An 18,162-nucleotide genomic window follows, 5' to 3' on the forward strand; every position below is an offset into this window, starting at 1 on the left:
TACGTGGCGGGCATGCCGCAACTGTCGTACACGGGCCTGTCGGAAAACTGGCTGCTGAAGACCTGCGGGGACCTGCACTGGCAGGGCCTCGCGGCGCTGGCCGGGCAGCCCGTGCCCGAGTTCCGCGACGCCGGCGGCCACAAGTCCTACGCCGCCTTCCTGGCGATCCGCGTGCGCGAGGCCGCGCTGGAGACGATGGGCGAGCATGCGGCGTTCGCCATCGACACCGGGCTCCAGCGCGTGACCGGCGCGCGCCACCACAGCACGCACCGCGTCATGGCGGGCGACGCGCGCCGCGCCGAGGTATCGATGATGTCCACCTTCATCCGCCGCGAGCGCGAGCGCGACAACCGCTCGGTGGTGCGCGCCGCCTTCGGCCCCGCGGCCGAGGCGCCGCTGGCGCAGGCCACCGAGATGGCAAGCCTGGCCAAACGCTTCCGCGCCGCCGACTGGGGCGCGCACCTTGGGCTGGCGCAGGACACGGCGCCCGCGCGCCATACGGCCGAGTACCTGCCCTGCCCGTACACCGACTTCAACGGCGCCGACCTGCTTTACTTCGCCAGCTTCCAGGCCATCGTCGACCGCGCCGAATGGCAATGGCAACGATTCGACGAGCCGCCGGCGGTATCGCAGCGCGACCTGTTCTTCCACGGCAACGTCAACCGTGGCCTTCGACCTGCCCACCCACCGCGGCTACGACTCGGACCACCCGCTGGCGCAGGCCGATGTCGGCATGGCCGGCGTGGCGATCGATTCGGTCGAAGACATGAAGCGGCTGTTCGAGGGCATTGCGCTGGACCGCGTCTCGGTCTCGATGACCATGAGCGGCGCGGTGCTGCCCGTGCTGGCTGCCTTCCTGGTGGCCGGAGAAGAAAGCGGCGTGCCGCTGGCGCGCCTGAGCGGCACCATCCAGAACGACATCCTCAAGGAGTACATGGTCCGCAACGCCTGGATCTTCGGGCCGGCGCCGTCCATGCGCATCGCCGGTGACGTGGTGGCCTGGCTGGCCCGGCACGTGCCGCGCTTCAACGGCATGTCGATCTCCGGCTACCACTTCCAGGAGGCCGGCGCCGACCCGGTGCTGGAACTGGCGCTGACGCTGGCCAATGGCCAGGCCTATGTCGAGGCCATCCGCGAGCGCGGCATCGGCGTGGACGCATTCTGCGGCACGCTGAGCTTCTTCTTCGGCGTCGGCAAGGACTTCTACCTGGAGATCGCCAAGCTGCGCGCCGCGCGCCTGCTGTGGTGGGAGATCATCCAGGCCGCCGGCGGCACCAGTGCGCGCGCCGGCGCGCTGCGCATGCACTGCCAGACCTCGGGCTGGTCGCTCACCGCGCGCCAGCCGCAGAACAATGTGGTGCGCACCACGGTGGAGGCGATGGCGGCGGTATTCGGCGGCACGCAGTCGCTGCATACCAATGCCTATGACGAAGCGCTGGCGCTGCCCGGCGCCGACGCCGCGCGCCTGGCGCGCGACACCCAGCTCATCCTGCAGCGCGAGATGGGCCTGTGCGAGGTGGCCGACCCGTGGGCCGGCTCCTACATGATGGAGTCGCTGACCCGCGACGTGGCCGACCAGGCACGCGCGCTGATGGCGCAGATCCGGGCGCGCGGCGGCGTGCTCGCCGCGCTCGAATCCGGCTGGGTGCACGCCATGATCGCGCGCAGCGCCGCGCGCACCCAGGCCCGCATCGATGCCGGCCATCAGGCCATCATCGGCGTCAACCAGTTCGAGGCGCCGGATGAGGCGCCGGCCTGCTTCGCGGTGGACGGGCGCGCGGTGCTGGGCGCGCAGGCGCAGCGCCTGGCCACGCTGAGGGCAAGCCGCGATCCGGCGGCGCTGCAGCGCGCCTTGTCCGCCCTCACGGCGGCAGCCCGCGACGGCGGCGGCAACCTGCTCGCGCTCAGCGTCGACGCCATGCGCTGCCGCGCCACGGTGGGCGAATGCACCGCCGCGCTGGAGCAGGCGTGGCCGCGCCACCGGGCCAGCCCCGTCTTTGCCGAAGGCGAGTATGGCGGCGCGCGCGCCGGGGATGCGGCCTGGGAGCAGGCCGTCGCGCGGGTGCGGGCGCTGGGCGCGCGGCTGGGCCGGGCGCCGCGCATCCTGGTCGCCAAGCTGGGGCTGGACGGGCACGACCGCGGCGCGAAGGCCGTTGCCGCGGCGCTGTCAGACGCCGGCTTCTCGGTCACGCTCGGCCAGCTTTTCCAGCAGCCGGAAGAGGTGGCCGCCGAAGTGGCACGCGGCAGCTTCGACGCCGTGGGCGTTTCCACGCTGGCCGGCGCGCATCTCGCGCTGCTGCCCCGCCTGCTGCAGGCGCTGCGGGCCAGGCAGTTGCAAACCCCCGTTTTTGCCGGCGGCATCGTGCCCGACGGCGATGCGCGCATGCTGCTCGGACTCGGCGTGCGCCGCATGTTCGGCCCGGGAACCGCGATGGACGTCATCGTCCGGCAGATCGCCGTTGTACTGGAGGACGTCGCACATAGAGATCCGGCGCGGCCGGGTGCCCTGCATGCAACTGCCTGACAGGCTGCGCCTTCCGGCGCGCTGACCCGGGTCGGCTCCAGGGCACACGGGTGGCCCCGGCACCGCCACGTGTCAGACGGTCCCCGATTGCCATGCCTGCCAGGGCGACCCAGAATGCAGGTATGCCCTGGCCAGGTACCACGCCGGCAACCAGGCAATAGTCAGGAGAAACAGTCAGGAGATCGAGATGACAGTCCGCAATATCCACGTCGTCCCCCACGGCAACGGATGGGACGTGATCCACGAAGGGGCCAGGTATGCCGACTCGCATCACGACTCGCAAGAGGATGCCATCGAGGCTGGCACGCGCGATGCACAGCGCGAACGCGTCGAGTTGCTGATCCACGGGCAGGACGGCCAGGTCCGCTCGCGCAACAGCTATGGCGGAGATCCGCGCGGGGTGGAGGGCTAGGTTTGCCGCCCTCGCCCGGCTTTAGCCTTGTCTCTGGCTTTTCTTGCGCGCCTTCGCGTCCTCGCCGGGTTCTCCAGCGTCGCCAGAGTCTCCGGGCTCTCCAGCCTGCTCAGGCACTTCAGGCTCGGAGGGCTTGGTGTGACTTCCCACCGTTCCCCGCCAGGCCGGCATCGCGCGCTGCGTTGGCGCGGACCCTGCGTCCTCCCGGATCATCTCGATCAGTGCGCGTAATCCCGCCGGCACATGGCGGCGGCTGGGGTAATACAGGCACAGGCCGCCAAACGGTGGCGTCCAGTCTTCCAGCACCCGCTGCAAGGTGCCCGCGGCGAGGTCCGCGGCGACATTCCATTCGGTCAGATAGGCCAGCCCCAGGCCTGTGCGTACCGCCTCGAGCATCAGCGAGGCATCGTCCAGCGTCAGCGCGCCCTGGACATCGATGCTCATCGATTCGCCATGGCGCGCGAATTCCCAGCGGTAGAGCGCGCCGCTTGGCATGCGCGTGCGGATGCAGCTGTGCGCGAGCAAGTCGGCGGGCGTGCGCGGCACCGGATTGGCGGCGAAGTAAGCCGGGCTGCCCACCACGGCAAAACGCTGCGGCGACCCCAGCGGCACCGCGACCATGTCCAGCGGCAGGCTCTCGGCAAGGCGGATGCCGGCATCGAAGCCGGCCACCACGATATCGACCAGGCGGCCTTCGGTGACGATATCCAGCTTCATCTCCGGATAACGGCGCAGGAAGGCCATGAACAACGGCATCGCCTGCAGGGCGGCACCCACCGCGGTATTGATACGCAAGGTGCCGGAGGGCGTATCGCGAAAGCTGCCCGCCTGCTCCATCGCGCCGCGGATCGTCGATAGCGCAGGCGCAACGCCGTCGACGAACTGCGCGCCGGCCTCGGTCAGCGAGACGCTGCGCGTGGTGCGATGAAACAGCCGCACGCCGATGCGCGCCTCCAGCGCGGCAATGGCGTGGCTCAGCGCCGAGGTGGAAACGCCCAGCTCCGTCGCCGCGGCACGAAAACTGCGCAGGCGCGCCACGGCGATCACGCCTTCGAGTTCACTGAGTCCCGATGTCTGCATTATCCCAATCTGTTCAACAGTCCATGCGAAATTATATGGCTAGACCGGCTAATTAGCAGGGCTTATCGTTGAGCCCATGTTGCTACGCGTCCTGCGCATTCCCGGAGTCTTCATGCATCGCATCGATCAGATCTACATCGACGGCGCCTTCGTCACCCCGCACGGTGAAGAGTGGTTCGACCTTTTCAATCCCGCCACCGCCGAGGTCATCGGCCAGGTGCGGCTGGCCGACGCGCAAGATGCCCGGCGCGCCATCGCCGCCGCCAGGCGGGCCTTTCCCGCCTTTTCGCAAACCACCAAGGCCGAGCGCATCGGCTGGCTGCGGCGCATGCACGCCGCGATGCTGGCGCGCGAAGACGAACTCTTCGAGGCCATCGTCGAAGAATATGGCGCGCCGGTATCGCGCGGGCGCTGGATGGCGCAGCACGCCTCCAGCGTCCTGCTGGAAGCCGCCAAAGTGCTGGAGGATTATGCGTTCCGGCGCACCATGGGCACGGCGGAAGTGGTCATGACGCCGCTTGGCGTGGCCGGGCTGATCACGCCATGGAACAGCAACGGCGGCTTTATCTGCGGCAAGCTGGCCGCAGCCGTGGCGGCGGGCTGCACCGCCGTGATCAAGCCCAGCGAGATGAGCGCCATCCAGACCCGCATCGTCACCGAGGCGCTGCATGAGGCGGGCCTTCCACCCGGCGTGTTCAACATCGTGACCGGGCGCGGGGACACCGTGGGCGCCGAGATCAGCGCGCATCCCGATGTGGCCAAGGTATCGTTCACGGGTTCCACCGCTGTCGGCAAGACCATCCTGCGCGTCGGCGCCGACACGCTCAAGCGCGTCACGCTGGAGCTTGGCGGCAAGTCGCCCGTGCTGGTGCTCGACGATGCCGACCTGGCGCATGCCGTGCCGCTGGCGCTCCAGGCCGGCTTCATGAACAGCGGCCAGGCCTGCGTTGCCGGCACGCGCATCCTGGTGCCGCGCGCGCGGCTGGACGAGTTCGAGGCGGCCGTGGTGGCGGAGGTGGCCCGCACCCGCAGCGGCGACCCGCGCGACCCCGGCACCGCCATCGGCCCGATGGTGAGCGAAAAGCAATGGCAGCGCGTGCAGCGCTACATCCGCATCGGCATCGAAGAAGGGGCGCGGCTGCTGGCCGGCGGCGAGGGCCGGCCCGAAGGCGCGGGCAAGGGCTGGTTCGTGCGCCCGACAGTGTTCAGCGGCGTGCGCAATGACATGACCATCGCGCGCGAGGAGATCTTCGGCCCGGTCCTGTCGATCCTGCCTTACGGCGACACCGAGGAGGCCATCGCCATCGCCAATGACACCAGCTACGGCCTGCAGGCCTATGTGCTGTCGTCGGATGCCGCCCGCGCCCGCGCGGTGGCGCAGCGCATCGAGGCCGGCCGCGTGCTGGTCAACACGCTGGCCCACGAGCCCGCCGCACCGTTCGGGGGATTCAAGCAATCGGGCATCGGCCGCGAATACGGCACGTTTGGCCTGGAAGCCTTCATGGAACCGAAATCGCTGCTGGGCGTGGCCTGAGCGGGCTGGCCAGCGGGTGCACGGGGATCAGGCCGGGTTCCGTGCGACCGGGCCGCACCTGCACGGTGCCAGCCTGGCCGTTCCCCGACAGTTCCCCGACGGTTCCGCGACAGTTCCGCGTCTATTCCTGCGAACTGGCAGAAATGACCGAGACATTCACCGCGGCGATGCCCAGCGGCTGGCGCTCGGCATCGCTTGCCGCCGAGGCGCCGGTCCATGCGCGCAGGGTCTGCCCGAGCGACTGCAGCACCGCGCTGCCATCGGTGGATTCCTGCTCCAGGCCCAGCAGCACTTCGAGCGAGACGCTGTGTTCACCGGCCTGCTGCAAGCGCGCGTCGAGTTCCGCGAGCACCGCATGGACGGCATTGGCCATCTGCAGCACGAAGCCGCGCTGCGCGCCCAGGGACTGGTATTGCGGGCGGATCCAGGATTCCACCAGGGTGACGAAGACCACGCCGGTCTCGTCGGCATTGATTTCGAAGGCGCAATAGCCCGCCGGATCCAGGTCGTGCGCGAGGATCAGGCGGTAGAACAGCACCTGGCCGCACACGTCGTCGCTCTCCATGTCCATCTCGAAGGCCTGGCCCGGCTCCCAGTCTTCGCTGTCGAGCACCTCGCCGCTGGCCTCGGCGTCGCTCTGCGCGGCCAGCAGGCCGCGCAGCCTCCCCAGCACCTCGTCACGGCCCGGGGCCTCGGGCGGCTCGGTATAGATCGCGAAGCGGTTGCCCTCGCCGCGATCGATGAACCCGGTGCCCATCAGCGGCGCGAGTTGCAGCGGCAACGGCTCCTGCAGGGCTTGCCGCAGGGTGTTGGTATTGGAGGCAGAAGTCATGGGTGTGGAAGGGGCGGGATGACGATCGGAAAAAGTAGCGCCGAGTTTGCCACAGATGTGGCGCCGCAAGCCATTGCACCGTCGGCGGGCCGGGCGGCGTGCGCTGTGCCACAATCCACAGCGCGCGCCGCTGCCTTCCCCGCAAGACACAGATCCGGGCACCGGCCGCAACCAGTTCCTCTTGCCAGAAAAGGAAACAGCATGTCGACCCGCCGTCAGTTCCTGAAGACCGTGCCGCTGGCCGTGGTGGCGGGCCTTGGCGCCAGCGCCGCCGCGCACGCGGCATCCCCCGTGCTCGACGAGAAAGACCCGCAGGCCGTCAGCCTCGGGTACAAGGCGGACACCCGCAAGGTGGACCAGGCCAGGTACCCCAGGCACGCGGCCAGCCAGACTTGCGCCAACTGCCAGCTGTTCCAGGAAGGCAGCAGCCCTGCCGCCGGCAGTTGCGTGCTGTTCGGCGACAAGCAGGTGGCGGCCGCCGGCTGGTGCAGCGCCTGGGAACAAGGCTGAGTCAGCGCCCGCGGGCGCAACCGGAGAGCCAACTAGGAAGCCCCGTCGGCGTCCCCTGCCGATGCGCCGCCCTGCGCTTCCCATGGCCGCCCGCGCGTGCGCGGGTCCACCGGCAGGCGCTGCTGCATGGCCGCCTTGGCCAGCATATGCGCGCTGATCGGCGCGGTGAGGAACAGGAAGGCCGTGATCAGCAATTCGTGCAGGCTCAGCCCGTCGCCCCCGGTGCTGAAGCACACCACCGACGCCACCACGATGCTCCCCACGCCCAGCGTGGTCGATTTGGTCGGCCCGTGCAGGCGCATGTAGAAATCGGGCAGCCGGAACAGGCCGAACGCCCCGACCAGGGTGAAGACACTGCCCACCAGCAGCAGCACGCAGGTGGCGATCTCGGCAACGGCGCTCATGACGTCTCCCTTGCTCCGCTCACTTGAGTTCGATGATGTCGCCGCGCTGCAGGTACTTGGTCAGCGCGACCGTGCCGATAAAGCCCATCACGGCGATCAGCAGGGCGATTTCGAAGAACAGCGCCGAATGCAGCCAGATACCGAGCACCATGATCAGGGCGATCGCATTGATATTGAGCGTATCGAGCGCCACGATGCGGTCCGGCAAGCTGGGGCCGCGCACCAGGCGGATGAAGGTCAGCACGAAGGCCAGGCCAAGGATGGCCAGGGCTACCGGTATCACGATGGCAAGCATGCGAATATCTCCCGCAGGGGCGCTTCGTAGCGCGATTTGATCAGTGCTGCCAGCGCGGCCTCGTCGTCGAGGTCGAGCACATGGACCAGCAGGCGGCGGCGGTCGTCGCTGAGTTCGGCGCACAGCGTGCCGGGACTGAGCGAGACGATGCTGATCAGCATGGCCAGCGCCAGTTCATGCTCGACGTCGAGCGGCACCACGATGAACGTCGGACGCAGCCGCGCTACCGGGCCCAGCACCAGCATGGCTACTTCCACATTGGCCACCACGATATCGATCAGTACATGTCCCGCCAGCCGCAGCAGCAGCCCCGGGCGGGCCAGCCGCACCGGCCGCAGCCACAGCCGCTGGCCGACGCGCAGCGCGATGGCCCAGCCCAGCAAGGCGCCCAGCACCCAGCTGGCGGGCGACGCGCTGTTGGACAGCAGCAGCCACGCGGCCAGCAGCACCAGGCTGAGCCAGGGATGGGGGAACAGGCGCCGGGCCAGCGTGCGCATGCGCCTAGCCCTTCCCGGCAGGCAGCACCGCGCGCAGGTAGGCAGCACGGTCGAACAGCTGGGTGGCGGTGGCGGCCAGGTACTGGTGCAGCGGAAGCGCGAACACCACCAGCGCCACGCTGCAGCCCAGCAGGAACGCGCAGCAAGCCAGCTTCCATCGGTCCGGCGCCTGGCGGTGGACGCTGGCGTGCCGCTCCGCCGCCTGCTGCGGCAGGCGCCACAGCAGGCGCGTACCGGTGCGGCTCACCGCGACCAGCAGCGCCAGGCTGGACAGCAGGATGACCGGCCATAGCACGGCCGCGCTGGCCAGCGGCGTGCTGCGCATCACCATGACCTTGCCGATGAAGCCGGACAGCGGCGGCAGCCCGATCGCCGCCACCGCGCCGACCAGGAACAGCACCCCGGCCAGCCGCGACGGCTGGACCACGGCCGGGGCCGCCTTCGCCGGCGCCGGCTCCAGCGCGTCCGCCAGCAGGAACAGGGCCGCCGTGCACAGCGTGGTGCTGAGCAGGTAATACAGCGCGCCGCTCCACGCCGGCCCGGTCTGCATCGATATGCCGGCGGCCAGCAACCCCACCGATGCGAGCACGAGGTAGCCGGTCAGCGACTTGAGGCCCTGCGCGGCCAGCGCCCCGGCCGCCCCGAAGGCCATGGTCGCCAGCCCCAGCGACCAGATCCAGTCGTGCATGAACGCGGCCAGCATGCCGTCCGGCGCACCGAACACCAGCGCCGCGCAACGCAGCATGGCGTAGAGGCCGACCTTGCTCATGATGGCGAACAGCGCGGCCACCGAGCCCGTGGCGCTGGCGTAGGCCCGGGGCAGCCAGAAGGCCATCGGAAACAGCGCCGCCTTGAGCGCAAACACCAGCATCAGCATGGCCGCGGCGGCCGTTGCCAGCGGCATGGCGCCGGGCTCGAGGCCAGCCAGGCGCAAGCCCATGTGCGCCATGTTCAGGGTGCCGGTCAGGCCGTACAGCACGCCGACCGCGATCAGGAAGAACGCCGACCCCGCCAGGTTCAGCAGCACATAGTGCAGCCCGGCGCCGATGCGCGCGCGGCCGCCGCCATGCACGAGCAAGGCATACGAGGCGATCAGCAATATCTCGAAGAAGACGAAGAGATTGAACAGGTCGCCTGCCAGGAAGGCGCCGTTGAGGCCCATCAGCTGGAACTGGAACAGCGCGTGGAAATGCCGGCCGAGGCGCGCGTCGCCGCGCCCGGCGCACACCGCCGCCGCCGAAGCCAGCACCGCGGTGAGCAACAGCATCATGGCGCCCAGGCGGTCGAGCTGCAGCACGATGCCGAAGGGTGCGGGCCAGTTGCCGGGGCTGTAGACCTCGATGGCGCCGCTGGCGGCGTGCCACACCAGGGCACAAGCCAGCGGCAGCAAGAGCAAGGTGGCGACGATGTTCAGGGCCCGCCACGCGCCGCTCCAGCGGGCCGGGCCGGCGGCCAGCAGGCCACCGGCGAACATCGGCAGCAGGACCACAAGCAGGATCGGCAGCGGCGGGGCGGCACTCATGCGTCGGGCTCCCCGTCCGGCTCCTGGCCATCGACATGATCGCTGCCCGAGATCCCGAGCGAGCGCAGCGCCAGTACCGCCGCGAACGCGGTCATCGCAAAGCCGATGACGATCGCCGTGAGCACCAGGGCCTGCGGGAGCGGATCGGCATACTGCGCGCCGGCGGCGATCACCGCCGGCTTGCCGGTCGCCAGCCGGCCCATGCCCAGCAGGAACAGGCTCACCGCGTAGGAAACCAGCGCCAGCCCCAGCACCACGGTAAACGTGCGCGCGCGCAGCAGCAGGTAGAGGCCGCTGGCCATCAGGACGCCGATCGTGCATGCGTAGGCCGCCTCCATTACGTGCCCTCCCCGGCGCCTGCCTGGCTTGCCTGGCCGGCGCGCTTGTCGCGCACGCCCAGGTGCGACACGATCAGCAGCGTGGTGCCGACCACCGTGAAATACACCCCAAGGTCGAACAGCATGGCGGTGGCAAGCTCGACCTCGCCCAGCAGCGGCACGTGGAAATGCCCAAAGGCGGTGGTCAGGAACGGATAGCCGAAGGCCCAGCTGCCCAGCCCGGTCAGCCCCGCGAGCAGGATGCCGCCGCCCGCCAGCGCACGGTGGTTCAGCGCGATGCGGGCTTCGGTCCACAGCACGCCGCTCGCCACGTATTGCAGCAACAAGGCCACCACCGTGACCAGCGCGGCGACAAATCCGCCGCCCGGCAGGTTATGCCCGCGCAGCAGCATGAACACCGCCACCATCATGGTCAGCGGCAGCATCAACCTGGCCAGGATGGCGAGCAGCAGCGGATGGCTCTGGCCCGACCATGGCAGCCCGTTGGGCCCTGCCGGCGGCGCCGCCAGCCTCAGCCCCTTGAGCATGGCGTGCACGCCCAGGCCGGCGACCAGCAGCACGCAGATCTCGCCCAGGGTATCGAAGCCGCGGAAATCCACCAGGATCACATTGACCACGTTGTGGCCGCCACCGCCGCTCACGCTGTTGTCGACGAAGAAGGAGGCAATCGAATCGTAGGGGCGCGTCATGACGGCGTAAGCCAGCACCGCGGCCAGCGCGCCGCCGCCCAGCGCGAGCACGGCGTCGCGGACATGCCGCAGCGGCCTGGCGGCCTCGGGCCGGTCTACCGGCAGGAAGTACAGCGCCAGCACCAGCAAGAGGATGGTCACCACCTCCACGGACACCTGGGTCAGCGCCAGGTCGGGCGCCGAGAAACGTGCGAACGCCAGCGTCACCAGCAGCCCGCAGGCGCCCAGCAGGATCAGGGCGTTCAGGCGCTGCCGGCGGGCGATCGCCACGCCGATGGCCGACAAGGCAAGCAGGCCCATGCCGCCGAGGGTGACGCTGTCGGGCGGCGTCGGCGGCAGCGGGCCGGCCAGCGTGTCGAGGTCGGCCAAGAGGAGCGCGGGGATGCCGAGCATCGCGGCCAGCATCCAGGCAAGGTATGCCTGCAGCGAACCGTTCTCGAACACGGCCGCGAGACGCCCGGCGGCCCGCGCGATGCAGGCAATGCCGGCCTCGAACACATCGCGCGCGCTGAGATGCGCGATGCGCGCGTGATAGCGGTGGAAGGCGCCGCGCCGCAGGATGAAGAAGGCCGTGCCGGCCGCCATCGAGACCAGGCTCATGAGCAGCGGCAGGTTCACGCCGTGCCACAGGCTCAGGCTGTAGTCCGGCAGCGGCGCGGCCAGTGTGGCCAGCGCCGCTGCCGCCAGCAGCGGGCCGACCGTATAGGCGGGGAACAGGCCCACCACCAGGCAGGTCACGACCAGCACCTCGACCGGGATCTTCATGGACCGGGGCGGCTCGTGCGGCGGGTAGTGCGGCAAGGCGTCCGGCTTGCCGTCGAAGAACACCCCGTAGCTGAAGCGCAGCGAATACGCCACCGTCAATGCCCCGGCAAGCGTCGCCGCCGCCGGGATRACCCAGTTGAAGTCGCCGAGCAGGCCCTGCGCCAGGGTCTCGCCGAAGAACATCTCCTTGCTCAGGAAGCCGTTGAACAGCGGCACGCCCGCCATCGAGAGCGAAGCCACGATGGCAAGCAGCGCGGTGTGCGGCATGTAGCGGCGCAGCCCGCGCAGCAGCTGCAGGTCGCGCGTGCCGGTCTCGTGGTCGATGATGCCCGCGGCCATGAACAGCGAAGCCTTGAACACCGCGTGGTTGATGATGTGGAACAACGCGGCCACCGTGCTCAGCTGCGTATCGAGCCCGAACAGCAGCGTGATCAGGCCGAGGTGGCTGATGGTCGAATACGCCAGCAGGCCCTTCAGGTCGCGCTGGAACAGCGCCATGGCGGCGCCCGCCACCAGCGTGGCCAGCCCGGTCAGGCTGACCAGGTAGAACCACCAGTTGCTGCCGTCGAGCACCGGATAGAGCCGCGCCAGCAGGAACACGCCGGCCTTCACCATGGTGGCGGAATGCAGGTAGGCCGACACCGGCGTGGGCGCGGCCATGGCGTGCGGCAGCCAGAAATTGAATGGAAACTGCGCCGATTTGGTGAACGCCGCCAGCAGGATCAGTACCAGCATCGGCACATACAGCGGGTGGTGCTGCACGGTGCCGGCCTGGGCCAGCACATCCGACAGCTCCATGCTGCCGCAGATATGCCCCAGCAGCAGCACGCCGGCCAGCAGCGCCAGGCCACCCCCGCCGGTCACGGTCAGCGCCATGCGCGCGCCCTTGCGTGCGTCGGCGCGATAGGACCAGAAGCCGATCAGCAGGAACGACACGATGCTGGTCATTTCCCAGAACACGGCCAGCAACAGCAGGTTGGAGGACAGCACCACGCCCAGCATGGCCGCCATGAACAGCAGCAGCAAGGCAAAGAAACGCGCGCTCGATTCGCCGCGCGGCAGGTAGTAGCGCGCGTACAGGATGACCAGCAGCCCGATGCCGAGCACCAGCAGGGCGAACAGATAGGACAGCCCATCCAGGCGCAGGCTGAGGTTCAGGCCGATCTCTTCCAGCCAGGGCTGGCGCCACGCGATCACGCCGCCGTCCAGCGCCTGCCCGCCCATGCCCAGCAGCAGCGCCAGGCCCGCCAGCGGCGCGCCTGCCACGATGGGTGCGGCCAGCACGCGCGCATGGCGGCGCGCCGGCAGTACCAGCATCGCCGCCAGCAGCGGTAGCGCGATCAGGCAAACCATCAACATCGCCCATCTCCAGGAACCGGCTTGCCAGGCACCGCCATGCGCGCAATGCAGATGCGCGCGGTCCCGGGCATGCTCAATGGTGGTCGGCGCCCGCCGTGGGCGGCCGCGCTTCGGGCACGCTCAGGCCATGTTCGGTAATGTCTTGGACCATCTCCAGTCGTCGGCAGAAGGTGAGTCGGGCATTCTGATGGCTGTTCATCCGGCTGGGCTCCTGGAAGTCTGGGAGTCCACTGTCATTGTGCAAGACCCTCCAGTCCGGCGCGGTCCCGGCGGGCGCCTGCGGTCATTCTGCGCCACAACGGCCATGGCCCGCCCGCACGGGGCCATGGCAGGGAAAAAATTCAGATCGGCTGCGAAAACGCTAAAGTCGGCGCCCCGGCGAACCGGGCGGCGCTCACGCCATCGCCGTGAACAGCAGGCCGGCGATGCCAAGCCCCACCGCGGCCAGCGCGTCGCCCGCGATCAGCCCGCCGCCCAGCAGCGAGGTCGTGCTCATGTCCTGCGGCAACGGATCCGCCGCGCCGCGGCGTCCCGGCAGGCCGTTGGCCACGCTGGCCACCACGCCGCCGGCGGCGAACCAGGCCGAAGTCGGCAGGTTCACGAAGCCGCCGAACGACGACGCATAGGGCGAAGGCAGCAAGACCGTATCCACCAGGAAATCCACCGCCCTGCCCCGCCCGCCCCCATCGACGAAGCGCCGGTACGCCGGCCACGACCGGACCAGCAGCCGCAGTACCGCCGTGGCCAGGCCGATGCCCATGCCGATCGCCACCGCCAGCCGCTGGTGCGGCAGGTCCTGCGCCAGCCCGCGCAGCGCGCCGACGATCTTGTAGGTCATGGCGGACGCCCAGCGGTGCGGCTGCGCGTCCGCCGCCAGCACCGTCTGGTCCAGCGCCAGCTCGGGATAGGCGCGCATGAACAGCCGCGCGAACAGCACCGCCAGCACCGCGCCGGCCACGATCCCGGCCACCTGGAAACGGAACTGGACGGTACGGTCCGTGCCCAGGCGCCACCCGGTGGAGCGGTCCTGCTGCATGTCGCAGGCCTGGCTGGTGGAGACCAGCAGCACCGTCGCCGCGATCAGCCCCACCTGCGGATCCTTCAGGCCGAGCGCCGCCATCAGGATCACCGACAGCACGAAGGCCGAGGAAATCGGGTTCTGGTCCACCATGCCGACCGAGATGCCATTGACCATCGCGAACACGAACACCAGCACCACCGCCAGCAGCAGGTAGCCCGCCGGCTGGTGCAGCAGGCCCGAGCCCACCGCGACGATGGCCGCCCCCCAGAACACCACCCACGCCAGCAGCCGCCATGAGGCGCCGCGCCCTTGCGCAGCCAGCCGCGCGCCGGGTGCGGCCCGGGCCTGGCGCAAGGCCCGGCGCAGGATCAGGGAGATATCGACCAGCGCCGCGCCCATGATCATGCCGAGCGCGATCAGGAAGGTGATCTTGCGGAACGGATCGCCCGGTGCCAGCCAGCCGATCGAGACGAAGTAAGGCACCAGCGCCTGGCCCGCGAGACCCGCCACCAGCGCCGCCAGCCCGATCCGCGCCCCCACGATCATGCCAGCGCCAAAGGTGGAGGCAGACAGATCGATGGCCGCCAGCCGCGCCACGCGCGCCGCGCCGACGCCGCACGCGATGCCCAGCAGCGTGCCGCCGGCCAGGCGCGACACCGAGTGCCGCAGCAGCACCGGATCGGTCAGCGCGCGCAGGATATTGGCCACCGCCAGCCCCGACGGGAACGTCAGTTGCAGGCGGTCCACCAGGACCGGCGTATACAACATGCCCACGCCCACGCCGAACATGCCCACGCAGAGCATGTACAGGATCAGCTGCCACAGCGGCGGCTCCGGCAGGCCCAGCCACGTCATCGCCTGGATCACCACGGCCATGCCGCTCATGCCGGCGACCGACGCGGCGATGGTCTGGATATAGTTGGCGCCGTGGCGGCCATCCGCGCCGTAGCCGTAGGTGATGGTCGAGCCGAGGATGCCGGCCAGCACCTGCCCGCCCACGAAGAACCCGAGCGAGAAGTTCATATAGGCCGCGGCGATCCCGCCCAGCGGGCCCAGCACCAGCACCCCGATGGCGCCCAGCAGCGTGTAGTAGCCCCACCCGCCCTGGGCGGGCAGCCAGGCCCAGCGGCGGCCGCTGGCGGCATCCGCGACCGGCGGGGCGTCGTATGGCGGTGGACCGCCGGCTTCCGTCATTGGTTTGCCCATGCGCGTTGGCGGGGATCGGATCTGCGGGTTGGAACGAGACGACGAGAACGACCAGGACGACGAAAAAACCCGGGAAAGCCGGGCGACGGGAACGCGGGGGATACAGGGACAGATGCTACCGCAACGCCGCGCGACCGGGCGATGCCGGGCGATGCCGGGCTATTTCTGGCGGTGCCGGGCGATTCCGGGCGGTGCCGGGCGATTCCGGGCGGTGTCGGGAGAACGAGATGCCGGAGGGAGACGGGCGCGGTGAATCCGCTGCCTGGAAAAAAAGTCCGGACACGAAGCGTGTCCGGAAACCCATTTGCTGACTCAGATCGTGTCACAAACCTGAGACTCAAATAATAATGATTATCATTTGATTGGTCAAGGAAGGAACGCGCCGGGCCCGGAGATTGCCGTCACGGACAGGCGCCGGGTCTGCTCCACCGCACCTCAATGCGCCGCCGGCACGGCAGGACGCGCCGCAATGACCACCCCGGCCCGATACCGCCCCAGCCGAAGCATGGTGGCACCCGCGATCACCGCCGGCACGCCCACGATCAGGAACAGCGCCGGCATGGTCAGCCCCATCGACAACATGGCGCCGCCCCCGACCGATCCCACCACCGAGCCCATGCGCCCTACGGCGTTGGCCCAGCTCACGCCGGTGGCGCGGCAGTCGGTGGGATAGTAGGCGGCCGACAAGGCGTTGGCACCGACCTGCGAGCCTGAGATGCAGAAGCCGGCGGCGAATACGGCCACGCTTGCCAGCCACGGCGCCGACGTCAGGCTGCCGATGGCGGCGATGAACAAACCCGCCAGGGCGTAGGTCACGGCCAGCACGTAGTGCGGGTTGATGCGGTCCATCAGCCAGCCAAGCACGATGGCGCCGACGGTGCCGCCGACCTGGAACATCATGGTCACCAGCGCCGCGGTCTTGAGCGACGCGCCGGTGGCGCGCAGCAGCGTGGGCAGCCAGCTCGACAGCAGGTAGATCACCAGCAGGCTCATGAAGAAGGTGAGCCACAACAGCAGCGTGCCGCGCACCAGTTCGGGCTTGAACAGGTGGGCCACCGGCGAGCCGGGCCGGGGCGCGTCGGTGATTTTGAAGCTGCCGGCAACGACCTGCTCGCCCGGTGCGATGCGCTGCAGGGTCGCCGCCACGCGCAGCGGATGCTTGCCGCGCATCACGAGATAGCGCACGGATTCCGGCAGTTGCCACAGCAGCAAGGGCAGCAGCAACAGCGGCAGCACACCGCCCAGCAACAGCACCGAACGCCAGCCGTGCTCTTCGATCAGGCTGGCCGAGGCCAGGCCGCCCAGCGCGGAGCCAACGGTGAAACCGCAGAACATCGTGGTCACCAGGAAGGAGCGGCGCCGCGCAGGGCAGTACTCCGAGGTCAGGGTGATCGTGTTGGGCATGGCGCCGCCGAGGCCGAGGCCGGTCAGGAAGCGCAGCGCGACCAGTCCCCACAGCGAGCCGGCAAAAGCACTGGCCAGGCTGGCGATGCCGAAGAACAGCACGCAGAAGACCAGCACGCCCTTGCGGCCGAAGCGGTCCGCCAGCGGGCCGAACAGGAAGGCACCGGCCATCAGGCCGGCCAGCCCGGCGCCGAACAGGGGCGCCAGATGGGCCGGGCCGAGCTGCCATTCGGCGCGGATGGCCGGGGCGATGAAGCCGATCGCGGCGGTGTCGAAGCCGTCGATGGCGACGATCAGGAAACAAAGCGCGACGATCATGACCTGGTATGCCGATAGCGGCCGGCCGTCGATGAACTCGGTGATGCCGATGGATGGCTTGGGGGTGGGCACTGCGGTCTCCTTTGTCTTTCTCAGGCGGCCGGCTGGAGCCGGCCCGTCCCTGCCCGGCCGGGTATCGCTGACCCTGGCGCGGCTTTGCTGCCTGTCGTTGTCTGCTGCACCCAGGGTGCTTAGCGCGCGCCCTCCAGGCAGTCCTCGGCACGCCAGCCATGCAGCCATTGCAGCGCGTCGTAGAACTGCTCCTGCGTGCGGCCCACCCAGAGCGAGTTGCGCACCAGCCGCTCCACGCCCTTGGCGTGGTAGAGCCGGCCCATCTCGCGGGCGGAATACAGCACGCGCGCGGTACGCGGGATGCGGACCTTCTCGTACAGCGCGAAGGCAGCCTCGAAATCGCCGTCCCTGGCCGCGACGGCCGCGCCCAGCGTGACGGCATCCTCCAGCGCCTGGCAGGCGCCCTGCGCGAGGTACTGCGTCATCGGGTGCGCGGCATCGCCGAGGATGGTGGCGCGACCGAAGCTCCAGCGCTCGACCGGGTCGCGGTCGGCGGTGGCCCAGCGGCGCCAGGAGGTCGGACGGTCCAGCATCTGGCGGGGACGCGCGTGGATGCCCTCGAAATAGGACAGCACTTCTTCCTTGCTACCGTCGCGCACGCCCCATACCTCCTGCTCGCGGCTGTGGAAGGTCACCACCAGGTTGTACTGTTCGCCGCCGCGCAGCGGGTAGTGCACGAGATGGCAGTGCGGGCCCGCCCAGACCACCGGCGCATTGATCTGCAGGTCGGCGGGCATGTCGGCCACGTCCACCACGGCGCGATACACCACATGGCCGGTCACCCTGGGTTCGTCGCCCAGCAAGGCCTCGCGCACGGCCGATTTCACGCCGTCGCAGCCGATCACCGCATCGGCCCGGTGACGTTCGCCATGCTGGTCGACCACGGTCACGCCGCGTTCGTCCTGCTCCAGGGCGCGCACCTGCGTGGCGGTGCGAAAGCGGATCAGCGCATGGTCCTGCACCGCTTCCAGGATGGAGAGATGGATGTCGGCACGGTGGATGACCGCGTAGGGGTTGCCGAAGCGCTGGCGGTAACGCTCGCCGACATCCACCCTGGCCACTTCGGTGGCGTCGATGGCGTCCATCATCACCAGGTGGTCGGTGAAGACCGAGCGCCTGCGCGCCGCCTCGCCCACGCCCAGCGCGTCGAGCGCGGCAAAGGCGTTGGCGCCGAGCTGGATGCCCGCGCCGATCTCGCCGATCTTCTCGGCCTGTTCGAGCAACTCCACGCGGATGCCCTGCCGGGCCAGCGCCAGCGCTGCGGCCAGGCCGCCGATGCCGCCGCCCACGACGATCACCTTGCGGTCCGTGCTGCGAATGTCATTCATATTGGTCTCCTGGTTGCGGGCCCCGGCCTTGGCGCCGGCTGCCCGCGCTACC

16 protein-coding genes and 1 pseudogene are annotated in these 18,162 nt (G+C 69.6%); 5 read left to right on the top strand and 12 right to left on the bottom strand.

The features are described from left to right. Positions 1-12 precede the first annotated feature (12 nt). The 3 genes and pseudogenes from AC1DO7_RS04635 to AC1DO7_RS04645 all read left to right on the top strand — a co-directional run. Positions 13-609 (top strand): annotated as a pseudogene (locus tag AC1DO7_RS04635) (Pnap_2097 family protein); the annotation flags it as partial. Beyond that, positions 497-2,524, top strand: coding sequence for a methylmalonyl-CoA mutase family protein (locus tag AC1DO7_RS04640; RefSeq protein WP_477115848.1), 2,028 nt, complete (start codon positions 497-499; stop codon positions 2,522-2,524). The pseudogene AC1DO7_RS04635 and the gene AC1DO7_RS04640, both read left to right, overlap by 113 nt. Before the next feature lie 187 nt (positions 2,525-2,711). After that, positions 2,712-2,936, top strand: coding sequence for a DUF2188 domain-containing protein (locus tag AC1DO7_RS04645; protein WP_441620256.1), 225 nt, complete (start codon positions 2,712-2,714; stop codon positions 2,934-2,936). 21 nt (positions 2,937-2,957) lie between these two features. Here the strand turns inward: AC1DO7_RS04645 and AC1DO7_RS04650 are convergent, their stop codons facing one another. Further along, the gene (locus AC1DO7_RS04650; protein WP_441620258.1) at positions 2,958-4,016 is read right to left on the bottom strand and encodes a LysR family transcriptional regulator; all 1,059 of its coding nucleotides are present in this window, start codon (positions 4,014-4,016) and stop codon (positions 2,958-2,960) included. Positions 4,017-4,128: 112 nt separating this feature from the next. Between AC1DO7_RS04650 and AC1DO7_RS04655 the strand changes: the two genes are divergently transcribed. Then, entirely contained in the window at positions 4,129-5,550 is a 1,422-nt protein-coding gene (locus AC1DO7_RS04655; RefSeq protein ID WP_441620260.1) for an aldehyde dehydrogenase family protein, read from the top strand. A 121-nt stretch (positions 5,551-5,671) separates the two neighbouring features. Here AC1DO7_RS04655 and AC1DO7_RS04660 read toward each other — a convergent pair whose 3' ends face one another. Next, on the bottom strand, positions 5,672-6,382 hold the full coding sequence (locus AC1DO7_RS04660; protein ID WP_441620262.1) for a hypothetical protein: 711 nt from the start codon (positions 6,380-6,382) through the stop codon (positions 5,672-5,674). Between the two features lie 201 nt (positions 6,383-6,583). Here AC1DO7_RS04660 and AC1DO7_RS04665 point away from each other — a divergent pair, with 201 nt between their 5' ends. Next, the gene (locus AC1DO7_RS04665; protein WP_441620264.1) at positions 6,584-6,892 is read left to right on the top strand and encodes a high-potential iron-sulfur protein; all 309 of its coding nucleotides are present in this window, start codon (positions 6,584-6,586) and stop codon (positions 6,890-6,892) included. 32 nt (positions 6,893-6,924) lie between these two features. Here AC1DO7_RS04665 and AC1DO7_RS04670 read toward each other — a convergent pair whose 3' ends face one another. The 10 genes from AC1DO7_RS04670 to AC1DO7_RS04715 all read right to left on the bottom strand — a co-directional run bounded on the left by AC1DO7_RS04670 (position 6,925) and on the right by AC1DO7_RS04715 (position 18,110). Then, the gene (locus AC1DO7_RS04670) at positions 6,925-7,296 is read right to left on the bottom strand and encodes a Na+/H+ antiporter subunit G (protein ID WP_441620266.1); all 372 of its coding nucleotides are present in this window, start codon (positions 7,294-7,296) and stop codon (positions 6,925-6,927) included. Between the two features lie 19 nt (positions 7,297-7,315). Beyond that, on the bottom strand, positions 7,316-7,591 hold the full coding sequence (locus AC1DO7_RS04675; RefSeq protein ID WP_441620268.1) for a K+/H+ antiporter subunit F: 276 nt from the start codon (positions 7,589-7,591) through the stop codon (positions 7,316-7,318). Further along, positions 7,576-8,079: a Na+/H+ antiporter subunit E gene (locus tag AC1DO7_RS04680; RefSeq protein WP_441620342.1), complete on the bottom strand. Its 504-nt coding sequence runs from the start codon at positions 8,077-8,079 to the stop codon at positions 7,576-7,578. The genes AC1DO7_RS04675 and AC1DO7_RS04680 overlap by 16 nt, the downstream gene beginning before the upstream one ends. Positions 8,080-8,092: 13 nt before the next feature. Continuing rightward, the gene (locus AC1DO7_RS04685; RefSeq protein ID WP_441620270.1) at positions 8,093-9,610 is read right to left on the bottom strand and encodes a monovalent cation/H+ antiporter subunit D; all 1,518 of its coding nucleotides are present in this window, start codon (positions 9,608-9,610) and stop codon (positions 8,093-8,095) included. Continuing rightward, on the bottom strand, positions 9,607-9,948 hold the full coding sequence (locus tag AC1DO7_RS04690) for a Na+/H+ antiporter subunit C (RefSeq protein ID WP_441620272.1): 342 nt from the start codon (positions 9,946-9,948) through the stop codon (positions 9,607-9,609). The genes AC1DO7_RS04685 and AC1DO7_RS04690 overlap by 4 nt, the downstream gene beginning before the upstream one ends. Further along, a complete protein-coding gene (locus AC1DO7_RS04695; protein WP_441620274.1) occupies positions 9,948-12,761 on the bottom strand; it encodes a monovalent cation/H+ antiporter subunit A in 2,814 nt (937 codons plus the stop codon). The genes AC1DO7_RS04690 and AC1DO7_RS04695 overlap by 1 nt, the downstream gene beginning before the upstream one ends. Before the next feature lie 73 nt (positions 12,762-12,834). Continuing rightward, entirely contained in the window at positions 12,835-12,960 is a 126-nt protein-coding gene (locus AC1DO7_RS04700; RefSeq protein WP_441620346.1) for a hypothetical protein, read from the bottom strand. 195 nt (positions 12,961-13,155) lie between these two features. Next, positions 13,156-14,988, bottom strand: coding sequence for an OPT/YSL family transporter (locus tag AC1DO7_RS04705; RefSeq protein WP_441620276.1), 1,833 nt, complete (start codon positions 14,986-14,988; stop codon positions 13,156-13,158). 435 nt (positions 14,989-15,423) lie between these two features. Then, on the bottom strand, positions 15,424-16,782 hold the full coding sequence (locus AC1DO7_RS04710; RefSeq protein WP_441620278.1) for an MFS transporter: 1,359 nt from the start codon (positions 16,780-16,782) through the stop codon (positions 15,424-15,426). Between the two features lie 119 nt (positions 16,783-16,901). After that, a complete protein-coding gene (locus AC1DO7_RS04715; protein WP_441620280.1) occupies positions 16,902-18,110 on the bottom strand; it encodes a 3-hydroxybenzoate 6-monooxygenase in 1,209 nt (402 codons plus the stop codon). Positions 18,111-18,162: the final 52 nt, after the last annotated feature.

It is taken from the genome of Cupriavidus sp. 05N40, assembly GCF_056397305.1.

Bases quoted from the DNA above. Each gene is read 5' to 3' on its own strand.
- AC1DO7_RS04715 (WP_441620280.1), bottom strand. From the start codon at position 18,110: ATGAATGACATTCGCAGCACGGACCGCAAGGTGATCGTCGTGGGCGGC.
- AC1DO7_RS04675 (WP_441620268.1), bottom strand. From the start codon at position 7,591: ATGCTTGCCATCGTGATACCGGTAGCCCTGGCCATCCTTGGCCTGGCC.
- AC1DO7_RS04665 (WP_441620264.1), top strand. From the start codon at position 6,584: ATGTCGACCCGCCGTCAGTTCCTGAAGACCGTGCCGCTGGCCGTGGTG.
- AC1DO7_RS04655 (WP_441620260.1), top strand. From the start codon at position 4,129: ATGCATCGCATCGATCAGATCTACATCGACGGCGCCTTCGTCACCCCG.
- AC1DO7_RS04660 (WP_441620262.1), bottom strand. From the start codon at position 6,382: ATGACTTCTGCCTCCAATACCAACACCCTGCGGCAAGCCCTGCAGGAG.
- AC1DO7_RS04645 (WP_441620256.1), top strand. From the start codon at position 2,712: ATGACAGTCCGCAATATCCACGTCGTCCCCCACGGCAACGGATGGGAC.
- AC1DO7_RS04705 (WP_441620276.1), bottom strand. From the start codon at position 14,988: ATGGGCAAACCAATGACGGAAGCCGGCGGTCCACCGCCATACGACGCC.
- AC1DO7_RS04690 (WP_441620272.1), bottom strand. From the start codon at position 9,948: ATGGAGGCGGCCTACGCATGCACGATCGGCGTCCTGATGGCCAGCGGC.
- AC1DO7_RS04650 (WP_441620258.1), bottom strand. From the start codon at position 4,016: ATGCAGACATCGGGACTCAGTGAACTCGAAGGCGTGATCGCCGTGGCG.
- AC1DO7_RS04670 (WP_441620266.1), bottom strand. From the start codon at position 7,296: ATGAGCGCCGTTGCCGAGATCGCCACCTGCGTGCTGCTGCTGGTGGGC.
- AC1DO7_RS04700 (WP_441620346.1), bottom strand. From the start codon at position 12,960: ATGAACAGCCATCAGAATGCCCGACTCACCTTCTGCCGACGACTGGAG.
- AC1DO7_RS04685 (WP_441620270.1), bottom strand. From the start codon at position 9,610: ATGAGTGCCGCCCCGCCGCTGCCGATCCTGCTTGTGGTCCTGCTGCCG.